This window comes from Alteromonas pelagimontana (assembly GCF_002499975.2).
GTDB lineage: Bacteria > Pseudomonadota > Gammaproteobacteria > Enterobacterales > Alteromonadaceae > Alteromonas > Alteromonas pelagimontana.
Genome location: NZ_CP052766.1, coordinates 1,207,101 through 1,233,896, shown reverse-complemented (window position 1 = coordinate 1,233,896; position 26,796 = coordinate 1,207,101). Strand labels below are relative to the sequence as shown.

The following is a 26,796-nucleotide window of genomic DNA, read 5'->3' as shown; positions in this document are numbered from 1 at the left end:
TAGCAAAATGTGGTATGCAGCGAATTGCTTACATTAAGGTGGATTAGTATTAGCTGCGTTTAGGGAAACGAACGGTGTAGTGCAGCCCTTTTCCTGGTTCACTGGTGGCCTCAATACGTCCACCTAAAGCTTGCGTTACCAGATTATACATGATGTGGGTGCCCAACCCGCTGCCGCCCTGTCCGCGCTTAGTCGTAAAGAACGCGTCAAACAACCGATTCAAATCGTTGTCATTCAGGCCTTTGCCGTTATCGTCGTACTTAAACACAATTTCTTCATCTTCCTCAGTCACCGTTATGGCCATCTCGCCGTTGTCGATGTTGTCGAAGCCATGAACCAATGAGTTCATTATCATATTGGTTGTAATTTGCGCGATAACGCCCGGAGCGCAGCGAATTTCCAGGTCTTCCGGACAATGAATAACGACATCATGCTGAGTTTGCTTAAAGCTGGGTTGCAGCGACTGCAGAATTTCGTGCAGGTAATTGTTCAGGTTAAACACGCGCTCCGCTTCACTGGTTTGATCTACCGCGACTTGTTTAAAGCTGGCGATAAGATCGGAAGCACGATTAAGATTGCTGATTAAAAGCTGCGTCGTCTGTTCAGCTTCATCTAAAAAGTTTGTCATTGATTTTGCAGTAAGCGTTTTGTTCTCAAACGCGGTCTGTAAATGTTGAATACGGTCCTGCATGAAGCTTGCTGCGGTTACGCTTACCCCAATCGGTGTATTTACATCATGAGTAATTCCGGCCACCAATCCGCCTAACGACGCCATTCGTTCGGATTCTACCAGTTGATTTTTAGCCAGATTAAGCGTGTCCATGGATTTAGCCAGTTCAGCATTGCGTTTGCGTAGTTCATCTTCTATGTACTGACGGTTTTCATTTTCCTGACGAAGTTCGCGCTGATTGGCAATCAGTTCGTCTTTCTGTTGTTCAAGGTCCAGCATAATTTGCGATAAGGACGCGGTCTTCTTGGCGACTTCCTGCTCAAGAATAAGGTTTTGATCATCCAGCTTTTTATTAGCCTGGCGCAGTTTTTCCTGCGTTCCCTGCAGCGTTTCCTGCGAAAGAATAAGATCATCGATGACCTGATTGTACGAGTACTGCAATTGCCGTAACTCGTTATCATCCTCTATCGTAACAGCAATTTTTGAATCCTGTGGATGCTCAGGATCAAACGCACTCATCTGGTCGGTAATTTCCCCCAGCGGTTCAGACAGCATATGACGAAAGGCGGTCATAAACAGAAATACTAAAAAGGCGGTTTTCACTATAGCATTGCCGATGAGGAAAAATACCCCTACTTCAATGCGGCCGAAGATAATGTCAAAACTTGAATAAAGCGTAACATCGCCGACGTTGGACGCGCGTCCTGAAAACTCAAAAATCAGCGGAAAGCTGTAGCCAAAAACGCCCCCACTGTGGTCGCGCATAATGCCAACATCTACCGGTTCTCGGGATTGCGCAATGGTAAGCCCAAGATCAGCAATATAATCGCCATTTTCATCTCTGATCTGCACGCCTTCCACAATAGGAAGTTCCATCAGTCCTTCGGCTATGGAAATAGCCTGCGGTGTGTTAAGTTCCCATATAGCGCGGGTAAGACTAATGGAAAACGTGTTTTTAAGCGTTTGTAATTCGCTCTCAATATGGTTCTTAGTGCTAAGATATTCTGTGAATATCTGCCCAATTGTGACTATAAGTGTTAATACAAAATAGACCGAGAGAACACGAGTTAACAGCTTTCTCGACAATCCTGTCTTTACGGTCGCCATTCGTACTGCACCTTTTTGGTTATGTGAGCGGTCAATAATACGCCAAGAGTATGCATTATTACGTTAATAAACAAGCAAATCTCATATCTATATAGGGAGATTGCTTTTGTCAAATACTTGACACAAAATTGTCATCGTTTTAATAAAACTGTCATAGACCCAATGAATAATAGCGGCGTTTTAGTATGAGCAGGAAAAAATCTATGTCTCGAACGGTATTGTTAGTGGAAGACGAAGCGCCGATCCGCGAAATGCTTAAGTTTGTGCTTGAGCAATCGGGCTTTAATACAGTTGAAGCGGAAGACGTTGATGTAGCCCAGCAGAAAATTCGGGAGCCTTATCCTGACTTGATTCTGTTGGACTGGATGTTGCCGGGCGGTAGTGGTGTGCAGTTGGCGAAAAGCCTTAAGCAACATGAGTTTACCCGCGACATTCCTGTCATTATGCTTACCGCGCGCGGCGAAGAAGAAGATAAAATTCGCGGTCTTGACGCTGGTGCTGATGATTATGTCACTAAACCTTTTTCACCGAAGGAACTGGTGGCGCGGATTAAAGCAGTCATGCGCAGAGTGACGCCAACCTCAAGTGAAGAACCTATTGAGTTTAATGGCCTTAAACTTGAGCCGATATCGCACCGGGTTACTGCCAATGAAGAAGCTCTGGACATGGGGCCTACTGAGTTTAAGTTGCTGCACTTTTTTATGACTCATCCGGAGCGGGTTTACAGCCGCGAACTGCTTTTAGATAACGTGTGGGGAACCAACGTTTACGTCGAAGACAGAACCGTTGATGTACATATTCGACGGTTGCGTAAAGCTGTTTCCCGGCATGGCCACGATGCCATGATTCAAACGGTGCGTGGTGCCGGTTATCGGTTTTCCACTAAGTTGTAGCCGAAGCTTTCCGAGGCGGCTTCGCGGCCGCTTCGTATGCTTAGCATATTCTCGCTAAACTGAATAATCAGCAGGCCTGGCTTTTTGTATGTATTATCCTTTTTCATGGTTAAGAAGCATTATCCGGCTGGCTACATATCTGCTTATCTTTGCTCTGATCGGCCTGTATCTGGACGACATGCTGTTTGCTGTAGCGTTAGGCACAGTAGGTTTGTTAATTCTCAATTACTGGCATCTTTATAAGCTTAATCACTGGTTGTGGCACAGCCGTAAAATGTCGCCTCCCACCGTCAGCGGCGTATGGGAATATATCTACGAAGGAATTTATTATCTCCAGCGGCGCAACCGCAATAAGCGTAAGGAATTGGGGGAGCTGGTAAAACGATTTCGCGAAGGCTCTGAAGCCTTACCTGATGCTGCTGTAGTGGTAGATTCCAAAGCCTGTATCATTTGGTGCAATCGATTGGCGCGGCTGGAGCTGGGCCTGAAGTGGCCTACTGATGCCGGCAGAAGGTTAGACAATCTGATTCGTCACCCGCAGTTTATCGAATACTTTCATGCCGGCGATTTTAATTATCCCATTGAAGTACCCGCACCAACTAATCCCAATAAAACCTTTGAATACAGAGTAATGCCGTACGGCGATGAACACTTGTTGCTGATAGCACGGGATGTAACGCGAGTGTCTCAGCTTGAGGAAATGCGTAAAGACTTTGTCGCCAACGTATCCCACGAATTGCGTACCCCGCTTACTGTTATCAGCGGCTACATTGAGATTCTAGCGGATAATGACGAAGACAATCCATTTGTAGCTAAAGCATTTAAGGAGATGTCATCACAAACTCACCGTATGCAAAGTTTAATTGAGGATTTACTGGTGTTGTCCCGCATAGAAGCCAGTTCTGAAAGAATTTATGAACATGTGGTAGATATGCCAGCCACCTTTGCGCTGATGGAGCGTGAAGCGCAGGCGTTAAATAAAGAGAAACAGCACCGGATTACCTTTCATGTGGATAAATCGTTGAAGGTATTTGGGGTCGAAACCGAACTGCGCAGCGCGTGCTCAAATCTGGTTTTTAACGCCGTACATTATACGCCGGCTGGGGGCACAATTGATGTTTACTGGCAGCGCGTTGAGCACGGGGTTCAGTTTGCTGTGAAAGATAACGGCGACGGGATTGAGCAAAATCATCTGGCGCGACTTACCGAGCGCTTTTACCGGGTGGACAAAGCCCGCTCACGGAAAACGGGCGGCTCCGGCTTGGGTCTTTCGATTGTAAAGCACGTTTTAAGTCATCATAATTCGCAACTGGATATCACCAGTTCTGTGGGTAAAGGAAGTACATTTTCCTTTACTCTCCAAGAGGAGCTGATTGCGGAGCAATAAATGAAGACGTACCTACGTACAGGCATTGTAGTTTTACTTGGCTTTCTTAGCTGTTCAACAGGTTTTGCTCTGGCGGCAACACCTGACGTGCCTTCTTACGAACGCAAACCCGGCGTTGCGGGTAAAATAACGTCGGTTGGGTCAGATACATTAGCCAATCTGATGTCGTTCTGGTCGCAAGAATTCAAATCCATGTATCCACAGGTGAAGTTTCAAATTCAGGCCTCAGGCTCTTCTACCGCACCCCCTGCTCTTACTGAAGGGACGGCCACTATCGGCCCTATGAGCCGTGACCTTAAACCCAGCGAAATTCGTGCCTTTGTACGCAAGCACGGCTATCCGCCAACGGTACTGAGAGTGGCGATGGACGCTATAGCCATTTTTGTGGAGCGACGTAATCCTGTTCGGGGTCTTACGCTTGAGCAGGTTGACGCACTGTTTTCGGTCACACGCTTTTGCGGAGGGGAACAACCTATTACCCAGTGGAAGCAATTGGGGCTCAACAGCGACGAATACCGCCATCCCATTCGCTTGTTCGGTCGTAACTCGGTTTCCGGTACCTACGGACTGTTTAAGGTTATGGCATTATGCGACGGCGATTTTCGCGATACGGTGAACGAGCTACCGGGATCGGCGTCTGTAGTATTGTCTGTTGCCACCAGTCAGGACGGATTGGGATATGCCGCATACGGTTATAAAACCGCTGGCGTGCGGGCGTTACCTATTGGCAAGACATTCGACTCTCTGATCCCACTGACAACGCAGACGGTAAGAGACGAAACATATCCTTTTGCACGCTATCTTTATCTTGTAATTAATAAATCCCCAACGGAAGCGTTACCCACGCTGGAACGGGAATTTTTGCATTATGTTTTATCCAAAGAAGGCCAGCAGCAGGTACAGCGAGATGGCTATTTTTCTGTACCAGGCGACGTGTTGTTACGGCAGCGCCGGATGATTGAGTAAGGTTCCCTTTCCTTCGCTGTTCACCTCCAACTACTAACTCCTCTAGGTTGCCGAGTAAAAACCTTTTTAAAATCAAAAATCAGTGTCCTGCTCTCGTAAAGCAGAAAAAGGTTCAACAAATTGTTATTAAAGTTTCGTGACAGCGAAGCAGTGTAACAAATATGTCATTTACCTTAGGTAAAGTGCTTGCGTTTTCAGATATTAATTACTCTATATAGCACTTGGAGAACCGAATGGAACTTATGCACTTATTTAGGGCTTCTGCGATTGCAACTGCGCTCGTTTTAGCGGGCTGCGGCGGCGATGTAAACATCAGTGAAGGTGACATCGACAACAGCGTAGAGAATAACTACGGCAACGGGGGCACACCCACAAATCCTGAAACACCAGAAGAAACATTGCCTGGTACAGCCGATTCTTCATTAACGAATGCAGTCTCAGCGGCTTTCGGTTCTGACATTGAAGTTCGCATATTGTCTGGTCGTCTAACTGCTGACGACGCTGACGACAGCGGTACGATTACGTTAACTAACGACAGAGTTTGGGCACTTGACGGTGCAGTTTTCTTTGGTAACGATAATGCTGATAGCGTAAATATAGTAGTTGAAGAAGGTACAATCATATTTGGTAGCTCAGGTAATGACTATATGGTCGTGAGCCGTGGATCTACCATTGAAGCTCAAGGTACAGCGGAAAATCCTATTATTTTTACTTCTTATCCTGATGTGGTAGGTGAAGAAGTCATGCCAGGGCAATGGGGTGGCCTGATCCTGTTGGGGAATGCGCCATCTAATCAATGCCCTGCCGAAGGCGACTGTGCATTGCAAATTGAAGGTGCAGAGGAAGGCGCAGTATTTGGTGGAACCGACGACGCTGATAGCTCAGGAAGCTTGCGTTACGTAGTCATGAAATATTCGGGTTTCGAAATCTCTCCAGATAATGAACTACAAGGCCTTACCATGGGTGGTGTCGGTTCAGGAACAACGGTAGATTACCTGCAGGTTCACGCTTCTTCTGATGATGGCGTAGAGTTTTTCGGCGGCAGCCCGAATCTCAAGCATATGGTCCTTACATCGAATCAGGATGATAGTGTCGACTGGGACAATGGCTTCACGGGTAAAATGCAATACGTGTTTGTCCAGCATGCTCCAGATGATTCTGATGCCAACCGTGGTATCGAAGCAGACAACGACGGCTCTGCTCCAGACAACTCTCCTCAGTCCAATCCAATGATCGCCAATATGACCATTATTGGTAACAACTTCGATGGCGATGATGATTCAGAGGGTGTTTATCTTCGCGAAGGCACAGGCGCACAAATTTATAACATGGTAGTGTCCGGTCCGTCAGGTATGGGCGAATGTCTTGAAGTGGAAAACGTGACCGAGTCCCAGGCCAATCTACAAGATGGAACTATTACCATTCAGAACTCAGTTATGGCGTGTGCCAATGGTGAAAATTTCGTCAGTGATGAAGGCGCAGTAGACCTCGAAGACTGGTTCCTTAACACAATGGAAAACAACCAGATTTCAGAATCCGTTATGCTAAATAGCGATGGTACGCCTACCGCAGGTAGCCCCTTATTAGGTGCTGGCACTGATGCTTCTCAAGTGGACGGTTTCTTTGAAGCTAATGACTTTATCGGCGCTCTTGACGGTACTAACGACTGGCGTCAGGGATGGGCATTTGGTTACGGCGGTGGCGAAGTTCGTCCGGCACCAGCGACAGTAGAAGGTTGTCCTGCAGGTACAACTGAGATCGATTCAGCAGACGGTGTTACTACAACTTGCGAATTGTCTGGCCGTTATACCACTGATCTTACCCTTACTGAAAATAACCTGTACGCAATTTCCGGTGCTGTGTTTATCGGTGGTGATAATGCTGACAGCGCGACCTTGACGATTCCGGCGGGTGTAACTCTTTATGGAGCGTCTGGTAACGATTATATGGTTATCAGTCGCGGTTCAGAAATTGACGCTAACGGTTCTGCTTCTAAGCCTATCACGTTCAGTTCTGAAGCAGACATTGCTTCTGATGCAGGCGTACCAGGGCAGTGGGGCGGTTTAATATTGTTAGGAAATGCACCATCAAATCAATGTCCTGCAACAGGCGACTGTGCATTACAAATTGAAGGTGCAGAAGAAGGCGCTGTATTCGGCGGTACAGATGAAGCCGACAGTTCAGGCAGATTACGGTATGTCCGAATTCTTTATTCTGGCTTTGAAATTTCACCTGATAACGAACTTCAAGGGTTGACAATGGGTGGTGTGGGTTCAGGTACCGACATCAGCTACGTTCAAATTCACGCTTCCTCTGATGACGGTGTGGAATTTTTCGGTGGCAATGTGGATGTGAAGTATCTGGTTCTCACAGATAATCAGGACGACAGCATTGACTGGGATAATGGCTATCGTGGCCGCATGCAATATGTTCTGGTTCGTCATGCAGAAGACAACTCAGATGCTAACCGCGGCATTGAAGCAGACAATGACGGATCTAATCCTGCTAATTCACCTCAATCTAACCCCGTGCTTTCGAACGTGACTATTATCGGCAATACCTTTGATGGTGATGATGATTCTGAAGGCGTTTATTTACGTGAAGGTACTGGCGCGCAACTTTCTAACTTTATTGTCACCGGACCAAGCGGAATGGGTGAATGTTTTGAGGTAGAAAATGTAGCAGAGTCACAGGCTAACCTGAGCGATGGCACTATTACTTTTACCAACTCAGTTATTGCTTGTGAAAATGGTGAAAACTTTAACTCAGAAGCCGGTGCGGTTGACCTGGCCGACTGGTTCTCCAACACAATGACTGGGAACGCTGTAGTTGCCACTCGTGCCGAAGTTGTTGATGGAATCTTTACGATTTCTACATTGGCACCTAAAGACTGGTCAGGTGACACCTTCTTCGATAATGCAGGCTTCGTAGGTGCGGTTTCCGCAGACAATAACTGGACGTCTGGCTGGACTGTCGGTCTGGAGTAATCGTCGCTTAGAGGCAAATAGAACAGGCACGTTTCATCGGTGATGGCGTGCCTGTTTTTGAGTTAGAACAACGAAGTCCATGCGAGATGGGCAACTGTAGTAAGACTGTTTTCGATGAGGTTAACAATGAATAAGCCTGCTAACCGGTTTTCTATCAAACCCACCAGCCTGGCTGTGCTTGCTGGTCTAGCGATGCAAGCATTACCGATAATGGCGCAGGAGCAAGGCGACGACGCTGAAGCCATTGAAGAAGTGGTGGCAACCGGAACCCGCCTTAAAGGCACTGCAACCGCAGTTATGGAAGAAAGAAAAAATCAGGCATTTGTGGCTGATATTATGGGAGCGGAACAGATTTCCCGCACCGGCGACTCTGATGCCGCGGCGGCTCTGCGCCGGGTCACAGGTTTAACGCTGGTAGACGGGAAGTTTATCTACGTTCGTGGTTTGGGTGAGCGATATTCTTCAACTCAGCTGAACGGCGCAGCTGTTCCTAGTCCCGATCCCACACGAAACGTTATCCCACTGGATTTGTTTCCCTCAGCAATTATTGAAAGCCTTTCAGTGCAAAAAGCCTATTCGCCTTCTATGCCAGCGTCCTTCGGTGGCGGTAACGTCGATATACGTCTTAAGACAATTCCCAGTGATTTCATCTTCAGTGTCACTGGAAATTTAGGAAGTAGCACCGACAACTTTGATGATGCTTACGCTTATGACGGCGGCGGCCAAGACTGGCGAGGCGAAGATGATGGTACTCGGGCAGCGCCAGCAGCTATCACCAGCCGGTGGGAGAGTAAAAATTTCCTTGATAACTTGCCTCAAGGTGAGGCGGTTGCCTTATTGAAAGACATGAACCGGAACTACGATCCTAAACTGGAAAGTGTAGATCCGGACTATGGTTTCAACCTGTCAGTAGGAAATAGCTTCGACTACGATGAAGATTGGCGCTTTGGCTTTCTTGCTTCATCCGGTTATACCAGTGAAACTGATGTTACTGAAGAATACATTGGGGAGCAGCCACTACGTAATGGTGACACCATTCGCATGGTTCGCTATTTTGATGAAGTCGATACCACCGAAAAATCAGTGAAATGGTCGACAATGCTCAACGTAGGTGTCGATTATAATCGCCAGCACCGCATCGATTACAGTGTGATTGTTTTGAACGACACTCGCGATCAGATTCAGGAAAAAGTAGGGAATACAGCCAACATTACTTTGAATGATAATCAGCGGGTGCGTGAATACGAAATTCAGTACGAAGAGCGGAGTCTCTACACCAACCAAATACGTGGCACACACACATTTCCGGAGTTAGGATTTCTTGGTTTTGACTGGAAATATTCATTAGGAAGGTCGGCTCGCCAGGCTCCTGGCAATATGGAAGCACGCTTCTTGCTAGACGACGAAAACCTGGATGGCATTTATGATAAGGAAACAGAAAGTGCATTGAGTAACTCGACCACTGCGGGGCGATACACTTTTCAAACCCTGCACGACCGGGTAGAGAACTATATGTACAATTTCAATCTGCCCTATACGTTGGATAACTGGGAGATGGAGTTCAAAGTAGGTGGCAACTTCCTTACCAAAACCCGTACCGCAGAAAACCGCCGTCTGGACATCAATACCCGTGCATTTGCAGATACTTCCCTTTTAAGCGGATACGAATTTGCAGATATTCTGAGTGACAATGTGCTTGATACTGCGACTCTATCTAATATTCCGATACTGCGGGATACAACAGTGGCTGGTGATGATTATGCCGCAGCGCAGAAAATAGACGCTTATTATTTTGAAGCGGATCTCTTCTATAACAACACCTGGCGAATTTCCGGCGGTGTGCGATACGAAGATTTTCGACAAGCGGTAGTACCCTTCGATCCGCGGTCAAATCAATTTGACTTACCTGCAAACGCGGATCGGTCACAACTGGCTTTTGTTGAAGATAATTTTTATCCTGCCATAGCGCTTACTTACTTTATGCAGGAAGATATGCAGTTGCGGTTTAACTACGGCGAAACTGTGGTGCGCCCCGATTTACGCGAGGTTTCATCTTCCACTTACATCGATCCACTTACTGAATTTCCTATAGGCGGTACACCGGGAATCAGGACCACTGCGATTAAAAATTATGACATCCGTTGGGAGTGGTACCGTGAAGCTGGTAACAACGTTTCTGTCGGTTTGTTCTACAAAGATATGGCTGATCCCATTGAGTCAGTACAGTCTCCGGCTCAAGACGGACCTCCACTCGTTCGGATTGCCAATGCAGAAAGTGGCGAACTGTACGGCATGGAAGTTGAATTTCTGCAAGGGCTTGGTTTTATTGATGAGGGTATCTGGGACAATCTTTTTGTCTCAGGCAACGTAACTGTAAGCGGCTCACAAATTCAGCTAGATCGCCAGCATATTGTAGAGCAAACCGGTGTATCGGCTTCCGTTACCAACCTGCAACGTCGTCTGACCGGGCATTCAGAATATGTGGTGAATTTACAGCTAGGGTATGACTCAGACAATGGGGAGCACTCAGGTTCGCTTGTCTATAATGTTTTTGGCGACCGTATCCTGATACCCGGTATTGATGGTTTCGATGACAGCTATGAGCAGCCATTTCATTCATTAGATATGGTGTATAAATACTATCCCGACTTCAATACCACTATCACCTTACGTGTTCAGAATATATTAGGTGAAGATCGCGAATTGGAGTTTGAAGACACCTTATTACGTTCAGAAACCCGTGGCACCGATTTCCGCCTGTCATATCAGTATGATTTTTAACGGGCTCGTTTTTCGGCTGCGTAAAGCTCACACTCGTAGAACGCTCTCTTCCGCTGCAATAATGCAGCGGAAGCTACAGAATTCGTTGTTTGCCTCTTAGCAAATTTCACTTTGCGATTTATTAAGATTTTACGTTTATTTACCATCTCAACTTGCTTTCTGAGAACTCTTTTTGGCAGGCCCTAAACCCGATTCACCCTAACGAAAATAGAGTGTGTATGACAGTTATGTAATAAAACTGTCACAGAAAACTCCTATCCTACGCCCAGAATTTCATGGTCGGGCGATGCCCGATTTTTTTAAACAAAAAGGTTTGAATGTATGAAGCTTTTCAACTCGTTGCTACTGGCGAGTGCTCTGATGGCCGCGCCCGTCATGGCACAGGACGATGACGTCTTAAAACCTGTTGTCGATGAAGCCGCAAAGATTAACGAATCTGCTGCTTCATCGCAGGAAAAAATTAACAATATTACCGATCAAATCGACAATAAGCTTCAGCAATTTAAAACGTTGAACAAGGAAATTGAAGGTCTTCAGGTGTACAACACACAGCTGCGTAAGCAAATCAGCAATCAGCAGCAGGAAATGAATGATCTTAACAGTGCGATTGATGAAGTTTCTGTCGTAGAGCGCCAGATTACGCCTCTCATGATTCGCATGATTGAAGGCCTGGAACAATTCGTAGCACTGGATGTGCCGTTTCTTGAAGAAGAAAGGGCCAATCGCATTGCCGATTTAAAGGCGATGATGGACCGTGCTGATGTCGCTACCTCTGAAAAGTTTCGCCGGGTGATGGAAGCCTATCAGGTGGAAATGGATTACGGACGCACAATGGAAGCGTACAGCGGTATTCACGATATCGAAGGGCAGGAACGTGATGTTGAATTTCTGCGTCTGGGACGTACTGCGTTAATTTACCAAACACGCGATGCCAGCAGCCAGGGAGTATGGAATAAGCAAACTCGCCAGTGGGAAGCGTTAGATAGCAGCTATCGTACACAGATTACCAAAGGCTTGCGCATGGCGAAGAAACAGCTTGCGCCGGATTTGTTAATGCTGCCTGTAGCAATTACCGATTAAGAGGTAGATGACCATGTTTAAACATATGAAATTTATTGCTGTTGGTCTGGCTGCCGCAACCTTCAGTTTTGGCGCGATGGCTCAAAACGATCGAGCGCTGGATTTAGATGCCTTACTTAAGCAACTGGAAGAAGGCCAATTTTCTCAGTCGCAGCAAAACAAGCAACGCGAGCAAGAGTTTATGCAAAAGCGTGCTGAACAAGACAGCATTCTTGAAGACACCCGTAAGCAGCGGGATGCCAGGTTACAAACGTCTGAGCAGCTTGAAACCCAGTTCGAAGAAAATGAGTTTAAGTTGGCAGATTTAAATGGTGCGCTTGATGACCGGTTAGGGTCGTTAAAAGAGCTATTTGGTGTGTTGCAACAAGTCGCTGGCGATACCAAAAACAAGTTTTACAATTCTATGATCTCTGCTCAGATCCCTGGTCGCGCTGCCTTTTTGGATCAGATGGCTCAAGAGATGGGCTCCAGTTCTAAACTTGCCTCAATTGAAGAGATTGAGCGAGTCTGGTTTGAAATGCAACGGGAAATGACCGAGTCCGGTAAGGTCACAAAATTCAATACTAATGTTGTGGAAGCGGGCGGTCAAAAAACCAATAAAGAAGTGGTACGCGTGGGGCCATTTGCACTGGTTGCTGATGGCAAGTACCTTGATTTCAACGGCGTTACCGGCACCGTTGCCGAACTTATTCGCCAACCCGCTGATCGTTACGGCGATTCTGCCGCTGAACTGCAAGCTTCCAGTGGTGAAATGGTTGAGTTTGGTTTAGACCCAACCGGCGGTTCGATTCTAGGTCTGTTAGTACAAGCGCCAAATCTTCGGGAACGGATAGAGCAGGGCGGTATAGTCGGCTATATCATTTTAATTGTAGGCGCGTTCGGTTTGTTGCTGGCACTTGAGCGTTTAGTTACGCTGACACTAGTGAAAAACAAAGTGAACAAGCAGCTCAAATCTAAAGAAATCAAGGAGAACAATCCCCTTGGACGCATTCTAAAAGTACGCGAAAGGCATCCTAACGCCGACACCGAGGCGCTGGAACTGCATTTAACGGAAGCTATTTTGGGTGAAGTGCCTAAGCTAAGCCGCAACCTTACAATAATTAAGATTATATCAGTGGTCGCGCCGCTAATGGGTCTTTTGGGTACAGTGACAGGGATGATCAATACGTTCCAGGCCATTACGTTGTTTGGTACGGGCGATCCTAAGCTTATGGCTGGCGGTATTTCTACAGCACTTGTTACCACTGTGCTGGGGCTGGTCGTCGCAATCCCTATGACATTGCTCTACGCCATGCTGAATACCCGCAGCAAAAATATTGTTTATGTTCTGCAGGAACAGGCGTCTGGTGTAATTGCAGAGCGTGCTGAGCGAGGCTAAGCCATGACCGAGTTTCTAGAAGCAATTCGCGATTTTACAGAGACAGGTGGTCAGGTTCTCCTGGTCATCGGCCTGCTGATATTCGTTATGTGGCTTTTGATCCTCGAGCGTGCGTTGTATTTGTTAATTTGGCATAAGAATTTTAAAAGCGCGGCAATTGCCGAGTGGAAAGCCAGAGAAGATCGCTCCTCCTGGTATGCCGAACAAATTCGACAGAAAGTGATTTCACGGTTAAGCATTCAGTTAAGTGGCAGCATTCCCATTATTCAGGCGTTGGTGGCATTGTGTCCGCTATTGGGGCTAATGGGAACAGTCACCGGGATGATAGAAGTATTTGACGTGATGGCGATATCCGGTTCCGGAAATGCTCGGTCTATGGCGTCAGGTGTTTCTAAAGCAACTATTCCGACAATGGCCGGAATGGTTGGCGCACTCTCTGGTGTATTTGCTGCCACTTGGCTTAACCGAATGGCGAAATCTGAACGCACGCATCTTGAGGATGCCATCACTATTAAACGTAATGCCTGAGCCGGCATTAAGTTAAGGTATTTATTATGAAGCAGCATTTCCAAAACCTGATTGATGAAGAAGAAGCAACTATTGATATGACGCCCATGTTGGACGTAGTTTTCATCATGTTGATCTTCTTTATTGTTACAGCCTCTTTTGTGAAAGAAGCGGGTATTGATGTTAATCGCCCGGAAGCGGCGACGGCAGTGAAGCAAGATCGCGCTAACATTCTTGTTGCCATTTCGGATACTGGAGAAATTTGGATCAATAAGCGGCGCATTGACGTGCGCGCGGTTCAGGCCAATATTGAGCGGCTGCATGCGGAAAATCCGCAGGGTTCTGTGGTTATTCAGGCTGATAAAAAGGCAACCACGGAAACGCTGATTCAGGTAATGGACGCATCACGTGCCGCAGGCGTTTACGACGTTTCAATTGCTGCGCAAGAGCGATAAGCCATGCCACGTTATCTCATTGCTGTTGTCATATCCCTGGGTATTACCCTGGGGCTGTTCTTCTTGATGCAGTCTCTCATTCAAATGGGCGGCAGCGCACTGACAGAGCCGCCTAAAGGTACTGTACTGGACTTCGTGAGAATAAAGCAGGAAGAAACTGTAGAGTCGAAAGACCGTAAGCCTAAGAAGCCGCCCAAGCCGGAGCAGCCGCCTCCGCCAATGGAGCAACCGCAAATGGATTCTCCAACCCCCAATGCCGAAGGAAGCGGAATGAACTTCAGTGCTGACGTAGGCGAGAGTATCGCTCTTGACGGCGGCCTTGCGCTGGAATCTGGAGACGGCGAATATTTACCGATAGTAAAGGTGGCGCCTGTCTATCCACGGCGCGCGCTTCAGCGGGGAATAGAAGGCTTTGTTATCGTGGAGTTTACTGTTACCAAACAGGGGGCAGTCCGCGATCCCATTGTGGTTGAAGCAAACCCAGAGGGAATATTTGAACAAGCAGCGATGGACGCTGCGCTCAAATTCAAATACAAGCCGCGAGTGGTAAACGGTGAGCCCACAGAAGTTTCTGGGGTGCAAAACCGCATCACTTTCCAGATTGACGGGTAATAAATGACTATGAAAAAGCTATGCACGTATACGCTGTTGGCAGCAGCGACCCTGGCCGGTTCGGTGCTCGTAAGTGCGCTGCCGTTACTAACATCAGCGCCGGTTATGGCCCAGGAGCAGGCGGTAAAAGCAAGTGACAAACCTACTCGCCGTGTGCCGACGCTACGGTCAAAAGTTTACGAGCAGCTATCGCGGGCGCAAACTGCCGCCGATGAAGGAAATATCGCTGGAGCCATTGCTATTCTTGATGAAGTAGAAGAAAAAGACACTTCCATGAACAGCTATGAAAAAGCCATGATGTATAACTTCTACGGCTTTATTTACTACAACGATGAGCAATACGATGAAGCGTTAGCGTCTTTTGAAAAGGTGGTGGCGCAACAGCCTATTCCCGAAAAGTTCGAGATGACGACCTTGTTCAGTCTGGCGCAGTTGCATTTAATGCAAGGTAATTTTGATAAAAGCATACAGTTTATTGAGCGTTGGGAAACCCTAAACGATGGGCCTGTGCCGCCAAAAAATAAAGTTCTGAAGGCGCAGGCGTATTATCAGAACAAACAATACGCGGAAGCGGCGAAGTTTATCAGTGAAGCGGTAGCCGATCAGGAAGCTGAAGGCATGTTGCCAGATGAAAGCTGGCTTATTCTGCAGCGGGCAGTCTTCTATGAACTTAAGCAGCCTGAAAAAGTTCGCGATGTGCTGATTAAAATGGTGAAGCTGTTTAACGAGCCCAGCTACTGGATTCAATTGGCTGGCATGTATGGCGAGTTAGGTGAAGAAAGAAAACAACTGGCGATTTTGGAAAGCGCGTACCAGCAGGGATATGTAGAAAGTGCCGCTGATATTTTCAATTTAGCGCAACTGTACTACTACCATCGAGCACCGGTCAAAGGTGCATTGCTTATGGAACAGGCGATGCAAGACGGGCTGCTGGAAAAGAACCTGCGGAATTTAAAATTTCTTGGACAAAGCTGGTCGTTAGCGAAGGAGCAGGATAAAGCTATCCCGGTCATGATGGCGGCAGCTGAGCTTTCCGAAGATGGGGAGTTAGACGCACAGGTTGCTCAAATTCTACTTAACGACGAACGTTGGGACGATGCAATAGCCGCAGCTGACCGCGCCAGTCAAAAAGGCGATTTGCGTAATCCGGGCCTGGTTTATTTGATAAAAGGCATGGCGCTTTACAATAAGAAGCAGTATGCCCAGGCGTTAAATATGCTGGCAGAAGCCGAAAAGCACCCCAAGAGCCGCGGCATGGCACAACAGTGGAAAGAGTTCGTACAGTCTGAAAAAAATACGCAAGAACGGATTAGCGCAGAGTTGTCGTCCTAAAAGGCTGATAAACATGAGTAACAACCGGCGATTTGCCGAGCTTTTGTTTATTACCCTTCCAGCAGATAAAGACCTTCCCTCAAAATTTTAGCCCGCCTTGATGAGTGAGGACGCATCAAGGCGGGCTAATATAAGTTGAACTTTGGCTTTTGATTAGCTAAGTTAACTAACTCCAGCTCGGGATAAGAAGTGTCGTATAGACTTTAAACATCCTTTCAAATTAGGATTTTAGATATAGCTGTCGATTGTTCTTAAGCTAATATTGGCTCGATGATGAGATTTTTGCGCATAGCAAGGCGGGATTTCGTACGTCATAGCCAGCTATGATTAGAAAGCGCAACGCTGCCAGGCGCAAAAAGATCGTTATTGAGCGGCGCGGCGTATCGCGAGTTGGGGTTAAGTATACATTTTCAGCAGCAAATGGAGTATTGCATGCGACCTTCTCTTATTTCTTTCTGTGTAGTTATGGCTGCCAGCTCATTTACTCTCTTGGCTGACGCTAAAGAAGATACCTTTTCAGACGTTTATCACGCCTACGAAAGTTCGCTTGGCCAAGATGATACCGATGCCAGAGAGACACTGGCAAAAAAGGCTCTGGCGTTAGGCCAGGTCAAATTCGGCAAGGACAGTGAAAATACCGCTAACCTTACCTATAACTATGCCAACGCATTAACTGCTAATAAGAAATATGAACAAGCAACTGAAGTGTTTGAGCAGGTCGCCGAGCAGTACGAAGATCTGTACGGGTATGAGTCCCCTGAATTATTTACGTTTTATGTAGATACCATATTGGCCTTGCAGGAAGCGCCTTCTCAACCACAGGCTGACTATAGCAAATTGCGCCAAAAATTTTTAAAGCGGGTTATTATGGATACGGATGATGTTCTTGAGGAGCATCAAGATCCGGATTTGGCGGCGCGTCTTTATTATCAAGGCAGCCGAGCGCTTAGCCGTGAGGGTAATTTACCTGTCTATGCCTCAACCGCGTCCCAGTTCATGGAGCAAGCTGTTAAACATGTCGAGGACATCGCAGGAACATTTGCCGTTCGTACTCTGGAGGTAAAATTTATTCAAGGCGCGGTGCTTGCTGTAAGTCGCAACCGCTATGCTGCCATTGAAAGATATGAAGAAGTAGCCCAAGCTTTCGATAACAATGTGAGCTTTTCTCATCCCTATGCTTTAGCTTCACATGCAAAACTGGTGAATTTGTATGAGCAGGAAGGAGAGTCAGAGAAAGCAACCCAACACTGCGTTGCAATTGGCAAAATGACGCCATGGGAAGAGAATCAGGAGCCTACGCCGCTGTACCGCAAAAACCCGGTGTATCCCCAACATGCTCTGAGGCACAGTATTAGCGGTTACGTCAGACTCAAATTCAATATCGACGAGCAAGGTTTTGTGCGTAACCCTGAGGTATTGGAGGCGGAGGGGGCAAGCCAGTTTAAAAACGCGAGTCTTCAAGCCTTGGAACAATGGCGTTATGCGCCAAAATTCGAGAATGGCAAACCAGTGCCAGCGGAAGATAACGTTGTACAGCTAGATTTTAAAGTATCGTACCACTAGGGCTTATTGTTTAGCAGTCTGAAGCTTGGTGAAGCTCGCTTAAAATCTTTTTACCAGTGACAAAATCGATTTGAAGACGTCGTCGCGACAGTCTTTTATCAGTTCGTACAGACACATCTCGAATGAGGTGATGGCAATACCACTTCGCGCCATCTTATCAATAGCCATTTGTTTATTGATTGGGTTGCGCGAACCCACGGCATCAACTACCACTTCCGGATGATACCCTCGCTCTGCTAATCCCAACACGGTTTGATAAACACATATATGAGTTTCAATACCACAGACTAACCAGTTCTGCCGATTTGCTGCTGTCATTGCGTCAACAAAATTCTGCGATTCACAGGCGTTAAAGGTACATTTAGAAAGGGTTTTTGCCTGAGTGATACTGCTAATCTGCGCCACTGTGTTACCCAATTTTTCAGGATTTTGTTCCAGTACGATAACAGGTAAGTCGAGCAGTACTGCGGCTTCGCCTAATGCTGCGATATGCGCAATCATGGCTTCACTGTTGTTCACCAGCGTCGCGAGTTTGCCTTGTACGTCAATAATGAGAAGACCAGTGTGAGACTTGTCCAGCATTTATAGCTCCGCGTGAGTATTGATATGTTCAGCGTAGCTTATAATGGCAAGTTACAGTAATAAACAGCATTGGCGGTAAAGTAAGATAGGATTATTTATGTTGATAACGCCACATAAAAGCAGCTCCGCCGATTGCGCCTGCGATACATTGTAGCGCAATGCCTATCGGACCTCGGGCACCCGCAATAAGCGTAACATGCATGATGGGTTGCATAGCCAGCAATGTTACCAGCAACGCGGTGGCTCCTGCTACTGCACCTAATGCTATAGGCGCTTTCAGCCACAGGTTTAAGATAACCGCAATTAGCATTGAAATGAAAATAGCGCCTAATATTGCACTGCCATAAGTGGGCAACAGTCCCCAGATATCATAGGCAGTCGTTGCCAGTCGATCAGCTAAGGGAATTTCGACACCGATGGCAACGAGCCCGGATAGCACCGACTGAGTGTGAAAAACGCTGGCAAAAAAGTACGTCACCAACCAACCAACAACCAGAGCTTTTAAAAAAGGGAGTATTTTTCTCAACTGAATTTCTCTGCATATTCTACCGTTCCATCATTTCATGCTAGGGTAGGTATCTCAAGTACATTTATGGTAAAGCGTTCTTTATGAAGAGATTTCCCCGTAGCTGGTTCCGGCGGATGTTCCTGTTGTTGCTCTTGCCGCTAGCAGTAGCAGCGCAGGAAGACTATCAGGTTTCTAAGGTCGTAGAAAATCTGCACGATCCCTGGACGATGGTGGAACTGCCCGATGGCCGCTGGGTCGTAACGGAAATGTCAGGATCGCTGGTATTTGTGGGAAAGGATGGGCAGCTTAATCGTCAGCAACTTGATTTGCCTCAGCTGTATGTGGCTGGGCAGGGCGGACTGCTGGACATTGCGCTCACGCAGGACTATTCCATGTCCCATCGCGTTTTATTTTCTTTTGCACAAGGGAATGCAGACAACAATCGATTGGCAGTGGCAACCGCAAGGTTGGAAGAGGATCAGTTGAAAGATATAAAACTGATTCTGGCCGTCGAACCTATGAAAGGCACACCCGTTCATTTCGGCGGCCGTTTAGCCGTATTAAACGATGGCACCTGGCTGGTAACAGTGGGAGATGGCTTTGATTATCGGGAGCAGGCGCAACTACGACACAGTCAGTTGGGCAAGATTTTACGCTTTCGCGAAGATGGCAGGGCGCCGGTGGATAACCCGTTTCCTGACGCGCCTTATGTTTATTCATACGGACATCGTAATCCCCAAGGTCTTGTGGTTGACGAAGAAAACGGCCGTATCATCGAACATGAACATGGCCCTGACGGAGGCGATGAAATAAATATTATCGAAGCGGGCGAGAACTACGGCTGGCCTGTCATAACACAAGGATTGGATTATTCGGGTGCCAAAATATCTCCCTTTACACAGTATGCTGATATGCGACAGCCTGTGGTAGACTGGACACCATCAATAGCGCCTTCAGGAATGACGCTATATACCAATGTGTTATTTTCGGCGCTTCGCGATCAGTTGCTGGTTTCTACGCTTAAAAACGAGGCAGTGTATGCAGTGAATTTATCCGCAACGCCCCCCGTTACCACACGGATATTTGCTACTATTAAACAGCGTCTGCGGGACGTAGCAGTAGGCCAGGATGGTGCGGTTTATATATTAACCAATGGTCATAAAGCTGCTTTGCTGAAGGTGCAACCTAAATAGGGATTGCAGAAAGTAGCATTAGGACAATATGCAGATAGACTGGCTGAATACCGGCTATCACTGAATGAAAGTGCAAGGGAATGTAATTTCAGCAAACAAACCGTTATAATTCCGGCAATTAATTACTTCCTGCCACAAGACCGTTATCGGCGGGAATAACCATGAGGAAGAAGTCGTGTTAGAAGATTATCGCAAACACGTAGATGAACGTGCTGCAGAAGGGATCCCTCCTAAACCACTAAACGCAGAACAGGTCGCAGGTTTGGTGGAATTACTCAAAAATCCTCCGGCTGGTGAAGAAGAATACCTGCTGGAACTAATTTCTGAACGCGTTCCTCCTGGTGTTGACGAAGCCGCTTATGTTAAAGCCGGCTTTCTGAGCGCAGTGGCAAAAGGCGAAGACGCGTGCCCGCTGATCAGCAGAGAAAAAGCGATTGAGTTGCTGGGCAACATGCACGGCGGCTATAACATCGTCACTCTTGTAGAACTGTTGGACGACGAAAAGCTAGCGCCAATAGCCGCCAAAGAATTAAAGCATACCTTGCTGATGTTTGATGCGTTCCACGATGTAGAAGAAAAGCATAAAGCGGGTAATCAGGTTGCTACCGACGTCATTAAATCCTGGGCGGAAGGTGAGTGGTTCACGTCACGGAATAAGATGGAAGACAAAATCACCTATTCCGTGTTCAAAGTGACCGGTGAAACCAATACTGACGATTTGTCTCCGGCACCTGATGCGTGGTCACGTCCGGATATTCCTTTGCATGCGTTAGCCGCTTATAAAATGGCTCGCGAAGGTTTAGAACCCGATGAGCCTGGCGTAAAAGGACCGATGACGCAGATTGAAGAAGTCAAAAGCAGAGGCTATCCAGTGGCTTTCGTGGGCGATGTGGTAGGAACCGGCTCTTCACGTAAATCAGCGACCAATTCCGTTCTTTGGTTCTTTGGCGAAGACTTGCCTGGTGTGCCTAATAAGCGTGGTGGCGGTGTGTGTATCGGCAGTAAAGTCGCACCAATTTTCTTTAACACCATGGAAGATGCTGGCGCGTTGGTATTTGAAGCTGACGTCGAAAAAATGGAAATGGGTGATATCATCGATATCTATCCCTTTGAAGGCAAAATTACCAATCACGAAACTGGCGAAGTGCTGTCAGAGTATAGCTACAAGTCCAAAGTGATCCTGGATGAAGTTCGCGCTGGTGGTCGGATTAATCTGATTATCGGCCGGGCATTGACCGACAAAGCGCGTGAAGCGTTGGCCATGGGTCCGACAGATCTTTTCCGTAAGCCTGAGCAACCAAAAGATACCGGCAAAGGCTATACGCTCGCGCAGAAGATGGTTGGAAAAGCCTGTGGCGTGGAAGGCATGCGTCCAGGGACTTACTGCGAACCGAAAATGACCACTGTAGGTTCTCAGGACACCACAGGTCCTATGACTCGTGATGAACTGAAAGATTTGGCCTGTTTAGGTTTTACCGCTGACCTTACTATGCAGTCTTTCTGTCATACCGCGGCTTACCCTAAGCCGGTGGATATTGAAACGCAGCATACCCTGCCTGATTTTATTATGAATCGTGGTGGCGTAAGCTTACGTCCGGGTGATGGCATCATTCACTCCTGGTTAAACCGTATGCTTCTGCCCGATACCGTAGGAACTGGCGGCGATTCACATACTCGTTTTCCGTTAGGGATTTCTTTCCCGGCAGGCTCTGGATTAGTAGCGTTTGCGGCAGCCACTGGCGTAATGCCTCTTGATATGCCTGAATCTATTCTGGTGCGCTTTAAAGGCAAAATGCAGCCGGGAATTACGTTACGGGATCTGGTACATGCCATTCCGCTTTACGGCATTAAACAAGGTCTGTTAACCGTAGAGAAAAAAGGCAAGATTAATGCGTTTTCTGGCCGTATTCTGGAAATTGAAGGTCTTGAGCACTTGACCGCTGAGCAGGCATTTGAGTTGTCTGATGCCTCTGCCGAACGTTCCGCTGCCGGCTGTACTATTAAGTTGTCTAAAGAATCTGTGGCAGAATATCTCAATTCTAATATCACCATGCTTCGCTGGATGATTAACGAAGGCTATGGCGATCCGCGTACACTGGAACGCCGCGCACAGAAGATGGAAGAGTGGCTGGCTAATCCGGAGCTGATGGAAGCGGATGCAGATGCCGAATACGCTGAAGTGATTGAAATCGATCTTAGCGAAATTAAAGAACCGATCGTTTGTTGTCCTAACGACCCAGATGATGCAAAAACCTTGTCTGATGTTGCTGGCGACAAAGTAGATGAAGTTTTCATTGGCTCTTGTATGACTAACATCGGCCATTTCCGTGCAGCAGGCAAGTTGCTGGATCAGTTTGGTAAGACCTTACCAACCCGGTTGTGGATTTCTCCTCCCACCAAGATGGATAAAGCGCAGTTGATGGAAGAAGGGTATTACAACATCTATGGCCGTGTAGGTGTACGTACTGAAATGCCGGGATGTTCACTGTGCATGGGGAACCAGGCGCGAGTAGACGCGGGCGCAACAGTGCTGTCTACCTCTACGCGTAACTTCCCGAATCGCCTGGGAGACGGTGCGAACGTCTATTTAACCTCTGCTGAGCTGGCGGCTGTAGGCGCTATCATTGGCCGTATTCCTACTGCGGCTGAATACATGGAATATGCCAGTAAAATAGACTCTATGTCGGCAGATGTTTACCGCTATTTAAACTTCGATAAAATCGAAAGTTTTAAGAAAGCGGAAGATGATGCTAAAGCTAAGATCATTCCAACGTTGAATGTTGCCTGACTTGGCGTATAAACTAGCAAGCCGGGCACCGTAAGGGTCCGGCTTTTTTTATACTTGTTACTTTGTTTACACTTACGTTATTAAAAGGATAAATGGAATGAAGGTTCTACAGACCTTTGCTGCGGTAGTTATCACCTCAATGAGCTTAGCCGTTACCAGCACATGCATTGCCAGCGATGAAAGCGTCAGTTTTGACGAAGTGACCATTGCTATAAAAGGCAATGAATACAAATTAGAATATGCAAAACATTTCGAACAGCGAGCGCAGGGCTTGATGTTTCGTAAATCTTTATGTGCTGATTGCGGCATGTTATTTTATTTTTCTCCACCTAAACAAGCCAGTATGTGGATGAAAAACACATTTATTCCCTTGGATGTAGCATTTTTCGACAGAAATGGCGTGATTACTGACATAAAACCATTACAGCCCCACGACTTAACTTCAGTGGGAGCCTCTAAAATGGTGACGTACGCGCTCGAGATGAACCAGGGTTGGTTTGCCGAACACAACATCAAAGTCGGTGACCAAATTATTGTTAATCCATAGCGTTTGGCCCGCTGCTAACGCAGTGTTGCCAGGCCGAAATCGGAGATAACCGTGAAAAATGCTTTAACCATTGCCAAATTTGGCGGTACCAGTGTAGCTAACTACAAAGCAATGCAAAATTGCGCTCGAATTGTTGGCAGTAACGACAGTACGCGGATTGTTGTGGTCAGTGCTGCAGCAGGTGTGACTAATTTGCTGGTGAGTCTTGCTCATACCCCTATGACGCAGGAACAAATTACCAGCACGTGCCAGTCAATTATCGATATTGAAATGGCTATATTCGCCGAACTTAAAGATAAAGCTTCCGTTGAGCCAAAGCTAAATGAACTTATTGATGAGCTGCGCGCTTTAGCGCTACATGAGGAAATTTTGCACCGCAACGATTTAAAAGATCAGTTGCTTTCTATGGGTGAACGGATGTCGTCACTGCTGTTCAGCGCTGTGTTGGCTGAAGAAAATGTGCAAACCTTGAATTTCGACGTTCGTAAGGTACTTCGAACCGACAGCGAATTTGGTGCGGCGGCGCCTCAACTGGAGATTATTGCTGAACAGGCAGAAGCCCTGTTACGGCCGGAAATAGCCAACGCCATTGTGGTAACTCAGGGGTTCGTGGGTGCCGATGCCGAAGGACGTACTACCACGTTAGGACGAGGCGGTTCTGACTTCACCGCTGCTTTGCTGGCAGAAGCATTAAAAGGGGATGTATGCGAAATATGGACTGACGTTATCGGCGTTTACACAACCGACCCCAGAATTACCCCGGCGGCCAAACCATTACCTGAACTGAGTTTCGAAGAAGCCGCTGAAATGGCGACTTTTGGCGCTAAAGTCTTGCATCCGGCCACGATGGAGCCAGCGCTAAGACAGGATATAAAAGTTTTTGTGGGTTCAAGCAAAGAGCCGGAAAAGGGCGGAACCTGGATAGTTCGGGATTGTGAACATGAACCTGCGTATCGGGCAATTACCCGCCGTAAAGAACAAGTCATGGTAACGGTAAAAACGCCGAAAATGATGTATGCACAAGGCTTTCTGCAACAGGTTTTTGCGATTATTGCTAAACATAAGCTTAGCGTGGATTTAGTTACCACATCGGAAATCTCGGTGTCTTTTACTTTAGACAATCCCGCCAATTCTGTAGCCCAGCGTCTCAACAAAGAAACCATCGCTGAACTGGAAACCATCTGTGATGTGAAAGTTGAGCATGGTTACGACCTGGTAACTGTAGTAGGTAACCATATGCAGAGCGCGAAAGGCGTGTCGAGCAAGATTTTTGCTGCAGTTGCCGATTACAATTTACGCATGATTTGCTTTGGCGCAAACCCCCACAATATGTCGTTTCTGGTGAATGAAGAGAATAGCTCGGAAATTGTTACGCAGCTACACCAAGCTTTATTTGAATAACCTTTACATTGACGGGCAGCTTTTGCTGCCCGATTTCTCCAATCAAATACCTGGTGCAACTTCCACACGATTTCTACCCGCGCGCTTAGCAGCATAAAGAGCAGCATCTGCCTGGTCGAATAGTTTCTCTGCTTGTAGTGGCGTACCAGGAGGTTTTCCTGCCACACCGACTGATAAAGTAAGAATATCTACACCAATGGCTGATTCGTGATGTATTTTGGCGGCTCTCACTGCCACGCAAAGATTTTCTGCAACTTTTACCGCTTCATCTTCGGCAGTGTTCTGAAGTACCACTACGAATTCTTCGCCGCCATAGCGACTTACCAGGTCGGTTGCGCTGTGGGTAGACTGCTGCAATAGAGATGAAACCTGCTTTAATACCTGATCGCCCCGGCTATGGCCGTAGTGATCGTTATAGGCTTTAAAATAATCGATATCCATTACTAATAAAGCCAGCGGACGAGACTCCGTAGACGCATGACTGGCAAGAGTTTGCAAATATTGGTCAAGGTAACGCCGATTCGCCAGCCCTGTTAGTGGGTCGGTATTACTTATCCTCTGAAGTTCCTGGTTTCTCGCCACCAGCTCGCTACGCTGTTTACCAATTAGCGCAAACAAATCATCTATACGACGCCCCAGCTTGAAAATCTCATTGCGTCCCTGCATACCACTACGTATAGAAAAGTCTCTGCTTCGCGTGGCGAGACAGACGGTATCTAATAACCGCTCCAGTGGCCGTAGCAGCTGAAAGTGCATAAACATGTAGAACAGAGTCAAAATAGTGATGGAAATAACAATACCGCTTATCAGGGAGGCGTCGAACAGAGCGCTGTCAAAAGGACGTTCCCGGATGGCAACGGATACGGCAAAAACCGGCGTCCCTTGCGTATTTTGTATACCGATATAAAGCCGATTTTGAAAAGGCACAGCCTGATTGGGAACCCCTTCACCAAACACCATCGTAAAGTAAGGAGCCAGTTGCCGCACCTCTTCTCCTGTATGTAGTTGAATGTCTCCGGGGATACCAGGCGTTAGCGTTTCGATAAACCTTTCATCCATGTATCGCCATAACACGGCAGTGCCATGGGAATTTCCCTTTGCGCCAGACGGAGCAATACTGTGGGAAACCACTACCGCTGGCATATCTAATATGTCGATAAAACCAATTTTTGATACTGGCATTAGACCATTTTGGCGGACTGACTCTGGCGAAATCAGAATATCGCTTAATTCGGATGACCTGCTGCTTTCAAAAAAGGGCACTTTCAACTCAGCAGTTGCATGTTCAGTACTAAAACCAGCAATAGGGGCTCCCTTAATGTCATAGAAATACCAGCCATTAATCCCTAAGTGTTGAAACGACTCCGGTATGAAAAAGGTCTCCTGGAACCAGTTTACGTCGCGTTCTGCCGAAGCCTGATAAATTTTATCCCACACAGCATTGTCATAGACAAGGTTTTTCAGTGAGGTGATTTCTTGAGTAAGCTGGCTTTCGACCCTTTTTAAATCCAATAGATCGTTATGCGCAGCCATGGCCTCAAAAGCAGGTAATGTCCAGAATTGGCGGATGAGCGTTTGCGCTGCCAAGATGGATACACAGGCAAAAAGAACAGCAAAGAAAAGTTGAAAACGTAAATTATTTTTCGATAACATAGCCAATCGTCATACACTCATCGTGGGCGAACCCTAAAGGGTGACGGTATGAGTAATTATATATGGGTTCTGGTGAGATGCAGTAATGTTTGGCAGATAGCCAGATCTTAACTTCGCTGCTTTGGGCTTAAACAAAAGCGAGCCGGAAATCAATTGCACGTACTTAGTTCGGAATGGCTTTTTAAAATCTTGCTCCCGTCTTCCTGCTCAATAAGATATGCCGGATTATCTGAACTTGCGTTGCGAGTAACCTCACTCCCTTTAAGGGTTTTAGTGACTCGCTCTTGGTACACCTCATGGATAAAGCCGGTTCCTTCTCCTTGACCCCATGCCCATTTCACTTTGGCGTTCTTTTGATAAGCTTTGCTCATTTTAACTCTCCTCTACCTTCGCCAATTTTTCAACT

21 protein-coding genes are annotated in these 26,796 nt (G+C 47.0%); 16 read left to right on the top strand and 5 right to left on the bottom strand.

The window, feature by feature from the left end:
- Positions 1 to 49 precede the first annotated feature (49 nt).
- The gene (locus CA267_RS05645; RefSeq protein ID WP_075608392.1) at positions 50 to 1,777 is read right to left on the bottom strand and encodes a sensor histidine kinase; all 1,728 of its coding nucleotides are present in this window, start codon (positions 1,775 to 1,777) and stop codon (positions 50 to 52) included.
- Positions 1,778 to 1,980: 203 nt separating this feature from the next.
- Here CA267_RS05645 and phoB point away from each other — a divergent pair, with 203 nt between their 5' ends.
- The 12 genes from phoB (at position 1,981) to CA267_RS05585 (ending at position 17,718) form a co-directional block, all read left to right on the top strand.
- On the top strand, positions 1,981 to 2,670 hold the full coding sequence (phoB, locus tag CA267_RS05640) for a phosphate regulon transcriptional regulator PhoB (RefSeq protein WP_075608393.1): 690 nt from the start codon (positions 1,981 to 1,983) through the stop codon (positions 2,668 to 2,670).
- An 88-nt stretch (positions 2,671 to 2,758) separates the two neighbouring features.
- Positions 2,759 to 4,057 (top strand): phosphate regulon sensor histidine kinase PhoR, encoded by a 1,299-nt coding sequence (gene phoR, locus CA267_RS05635; RefSeq protein WP_075608394.1) that lies wholly within the window; start codon positions 2,759 to 2,761, stop codon positions 4,055 to 4,057.
- The gene (locus tag CA267_RS05630; RefSeq protein ID WP_075608395.1) at positions 4,058 to 5,023 is read left to right on the top strand and encodes a PstS family phosphate ABC transporter substrate-binding protein; all 966 of its coding nucleotides are present in this window, start codon (positions 4,058 to 4,060) and stop codon (positions 5,021 to 5,023) included.
- A gap of 233 nt (positions 5,024 to 5,256) precedes the next feature.
- The gene (locus CA267_RS05625; RefSeq protein ID WP_075608396.1) at positions 5,257 to 8,010 is read left to right on the top strand and encodes a hypothetical protein; all 2,754 of its coding nucleotides are present in this window, start codon (positions 5,257 to 5,259) and stop codon (positions 8,008 to 8,010) included.
- Positions 8,011 to 8,136: 126 nt separating this feature from the next.
- Entirely contained in the window at positions 8,137 to 10,791 is a 2,655-nt protein-coding gene (locus tag CA267_RS05620) for a TonB-dependent receptor domain-containing protein (protein ID WP_075608397.1), read from the top strand.
- Positions 10,792 to 11,112: 321 nt separating this feature from the next.
- Positions 11,113 to 11,871: a DUF3450 domain-containing protein gene (locus CA267_RS05615; protein ID WP_075608398.1), complete on the top strand. Its 759-nt coding sequence runs from the start codon at positions 11,113 to 11,115 to the stop codon at positions 11,869 to 11,871.
- Positions 11,872 to 11,884: 13 nt separating this feature from the next.
- Positions 11,885 to 13,249 carry a MotA/TolQ/ExbB proton channel family protein gene (locus CA267_RS05610; RefSeq protein ID WP_075608399.1) on the top strand — a complete coding sequence of 455 codons (1,365 nt, stop codon included), beginning with the start codon at positions 11,885 to 11,887 and terminating at the stop codon, positions 13,247 to 13,249.
- Positions 13,250 to 13,252: 3 nt separating this feature from the next.
- Positions 13,253 to 13,777 (top strand): MotA/TolQ/ExbB proton channel family protein, encoded by a 525-nt coding sequence (locus CA267_RS05605; RefSeq protein WP_075608400.1) that lies wholly within the window; start codon positions 13,253 to 13,255, stop codon positions 13,775 to 13,777.
- A 26-nt stretch (positions 13,778 to 13,803) separates the two neighbouring features.
- Positions 13,804 to 14,211 (top strand): ExbD/TolR family protein, encoded by a 408-nt coding sequence (locus CA267_RS05600; RefSeq protein ID WP_075608401.1) that lies wholly within the window; start codon positions 13,804 to 13,806, stop codon positions 14,209 to 14,211.
- Positions 14,212 to 14,214: 3 nt separating this feature from the next.
- Positions 14,215 to 14,823, top strand: a complete 609-nt coding sequence (locus CA267_RS05595; RefSeq protein WP_075608402.1) for an energy transducer TonB — start codon at positions 14,215 to 14,217, stop codon at positions 14,821 to 14,823.
- A gap of 9 nt (positions 14,824 to 14,832) precedes the next feature.
- Positions 14,833 to 16,155, top strand: coding sequence for a tetratricopeptide repeat protein (locus CA267_RS05590; RefSeq protein ID WP_075609978.1), 1,323 nt, complete (start codon positions 14,833 to 14,835; stop codon positions 16,153 to 16,155).
- Positions 16,156 to 16,587: 432 nt separating this feature from the next.
- Positions 16,588 to 17,718 carry a TonB family protein gene (locus CA267_RS05585; RefSeq protein WP_075608403.1) on the top strand — a complete coding sequence of 377 codons (1,131 nt, stop codon included), beginning with the start codon at positions 16,588 to 16,590 and terminating at the stop codon, positions 17,716 to 17,718.
- Between the two features lie 39 nt (positions 17,719 to 17,757).
- Here CA267_RS05585 and CA267_RS05580 read toward each other — a convergent pair whose 3' ends face one another.
- Both CA267_RS05580 and CA267_RS05575 read right to left on the bottom strand, forming a co-directional pair.
- The gene (locus CA267_RS05580; protein ID WP_075608404.1) at positions 17,758 to 18,300 is read right to left on the bottom strand and encodes a hydrolase; all 543 of its coding nucleotides are present in this window, start codon (positions 18,298 to 18,300) and stop codon (positions 17,758 to 17,760) included.
- Between the two features lie 91 nt (positions 18,301 to 18,391).
- Positions 18,392 to 18,826, bottom strand: coding sequence for a hypothetical protein (locus CA267_RS05575; protein ID WP_232367602.1), 435 nt, complete (start codon positions 18,824 to 18,826; stop codon positions 18,392 to 18,394).
- Positions 18,827 to 18,909: 83 nt separating this feature from the next.
- Here CA267_RS05575 and CA267_RS05570 point away from each other — a divergent pair, with 83 nt between their 5' ends.
- From CA267_RS05570 to lysC, 4 genes are all read left to right on the top strand, one after another.
- Positions 18,910 to 20,001 (top strand): PQQ-dependent sugar dehydrogenase, encoded by a 1,092-nt coding sequence (locus CA267_RS05570; RefSeq protein ID WP_075608406.1) that lies wholly within the window; start codon positions 18,910 to 18,912, stop codon positions 19,999 to 20,001.
- Positions 20,002 to 20,176: 175 nt separating this feature from the next.
- The gene (gene acnB / locus CA267_RS05565; RefSeq protein WP_075608407.1) at positions 20,177 to 22,789 is read left to right on the top strand and encodes a bifunctional aconitate hydratase 2/2-methylisocitrate dehydratase; all 2,613 of its coding nucleotides are present in this window, start codon (positions 20,177 to 20,179) and stop codon (positions 22,787 to 22,789) included.
- A gap of 97 nt (positions 22,790 to 22,886) precedes the next feature.
- Positions 22,887 to 23,336 carry a DUF192 domain-containing protein gene (locus tag CA267_RS05560; protein WP_075608408.1) on the top strand — a complete coding sequence of 150 codons (450 nt, stop codon included), beginning with the start codon at positions 22,887 to 22,889 and terminating at the stop codon, positions 23,334 to 23,336.
- Positions 23,337 to 23,387: 51 nt separating this feature from the next.
- Positions 23,388 to 24,737 (top strand): lysine-sensitive aspartokinase 3, encoded by a 1,350-nt coding sequence (gene lysC, locus CA267_RS05555; protein WP_075608409.1) that lies wholly within the window; start codon positions 23,388 to 23,390, stop codon positions 24,735 to 24,737.
- Between the two features lie 42 nt (positions 24,738 to 24,779).
- Here lysC and CA267_RS05550 read toward each other — a convergent pair whose 3' ends face one another.
- A complete protein-coding gene (locus CA267_RS05550; protein ID WP_075608410.1) occupies positions 24,780 to 26,390 on the bottom strand; it encodes a diguanylate cyclase in 1,611 nt (536 codons plus the stop codon).
- A gap of 149 nt (positions 26,391 to 26,539) precedes the next feature.
- Complete coding sequence (locus CA267_RS05545; protein ID WP_075608411.1) at positions 26,540 to 26,761, bottom strand: hypervirulence associated TUDOR domain-containing protein; 222 nt, start codon at positions 26,759 to 26,761, stop codon at positions 26,540 to 26,542.
- Between the last annotated feature and the right edge of the window lie 35 nt (positions 26,762 to 26,796).

Coding starts and splice junctions, on each gene's coding strand:
- CA267_RS05645 (WP_075608392.1), bottom strand. CDS start 1,777: ATGGCGACCGTAAAGACAGGATTGTCGAGAAAGCTGTTAACTCGTGTT.
- phoB (WP_075608393.1), top strand. CDS start 1,981: ATGTCTCGAACGGTATTGTTAGTGGAAGACGAAGCGCCGATCCGCGAA.
- phoR (WP_075608394.1), top strand. CDS start 2,759: ATGTATTATCCTTTTTCATGGTTAAGAAGCATTATCCGGCTGGCTACA.
- CA267_RS05630 (WP_075608395.1), top strand. CDS start 4,058: ATGAAGACGTACCTACGTACAGGCATTGTAGTTTTACTTGGCTTTCTT.
- CA267_RS05625 (WP_075608396.1), top strand. CDS start 5,257: ATGGAACTTATGCACTTATTTAGGGCTTCTGCGATTGCAACTGCGCTC.
- CA267_RS05620 (WP_075608397.1), top strand. CDS start 8,137: ATGAATAAGCCTGCTAACCGGTTTTCTATCAAACCCACCAGCCTGGCT.
- CA267_RS05615 (WP_075608398.1), top strand. CDS start 11,113: ATGAAGCTTTTCAACTCGTTGCTACTGGCGAGTGCTCTGATGGCCGCG.
- CA267_RS05610 (WP_075608399.1), top strand. CDS start 11,885: ATGTTTAAACATATGAAATTTATTGCTGTTGGTCTGGCTGCCGCAACC.
- CA267_RS05605 (WP_075608400.1), top strand. CDS start 13,253: ATGACCGAGTTTCTAGAAGCAATTCGCGATTTTACAGAGACAGGTGGT.
- CA267_RS05600 (WP_075608401.1), top strand. CDS start 13,804: ATGAAGCAGCATTTCCAAAACCTGATTGATGAAGAAGAAGCAACTATT.
- CA267_RS05595 (WP_075608402.1), top strand. CDS start 14,215: ATGCCACGTTATCTCATTGCTGTTGTCATATCCCTGGGTATTACCCTG.
- CA267_RS05590 (WP_075609978.1), top strand. CDS start 14,833: ATGAAAAAGCTATGCACGTATACGCTGTTGGCAGCAGCGACCCTGGCC.
- CA267_RS05585 (WP_075608403.1), top strand. CDS start 16,588: ATGCGACCTTCTCTTATTTCTTTCTGTGTAGTTATGGCTGCCAGCTCA.
- CA267_RS05580 (WP_075608404.1), bottom strand. CDS start 18,300: ATGCTGGACAAGTCTCACACTGGTCTTCTCATTATTGACGTACAAGGC.
- CA267_RS05570 (WP_075608406.1), top strand. CDS start 18,910: ATGAAGAGATTTCCCCGTAGCTGGTTCCGGCGGATGTTCCTGTTGTTG.
- CA267_RS05560 (WP_075608408.1), top strand. CDS start 22,887: ATGAAGGTTCTACAGACCTTTGCTGCGGTAGTTATCACCTCAATGAGC.
- CA267_RS05550 (WP_075608410.1), bottom strand. CDS start 26,390: ATGTTATCGAAAAATAATTTACGTTTTCAACTTTTCTTTGCTGTTCTT.
- CA267_RS05545 (WP_075608411.1), bottom strand. CDS start 26,761: ATGAGCAAAGCTTATCAAAAGAACGCCAAAGTGAAATGGGCATGGGGT.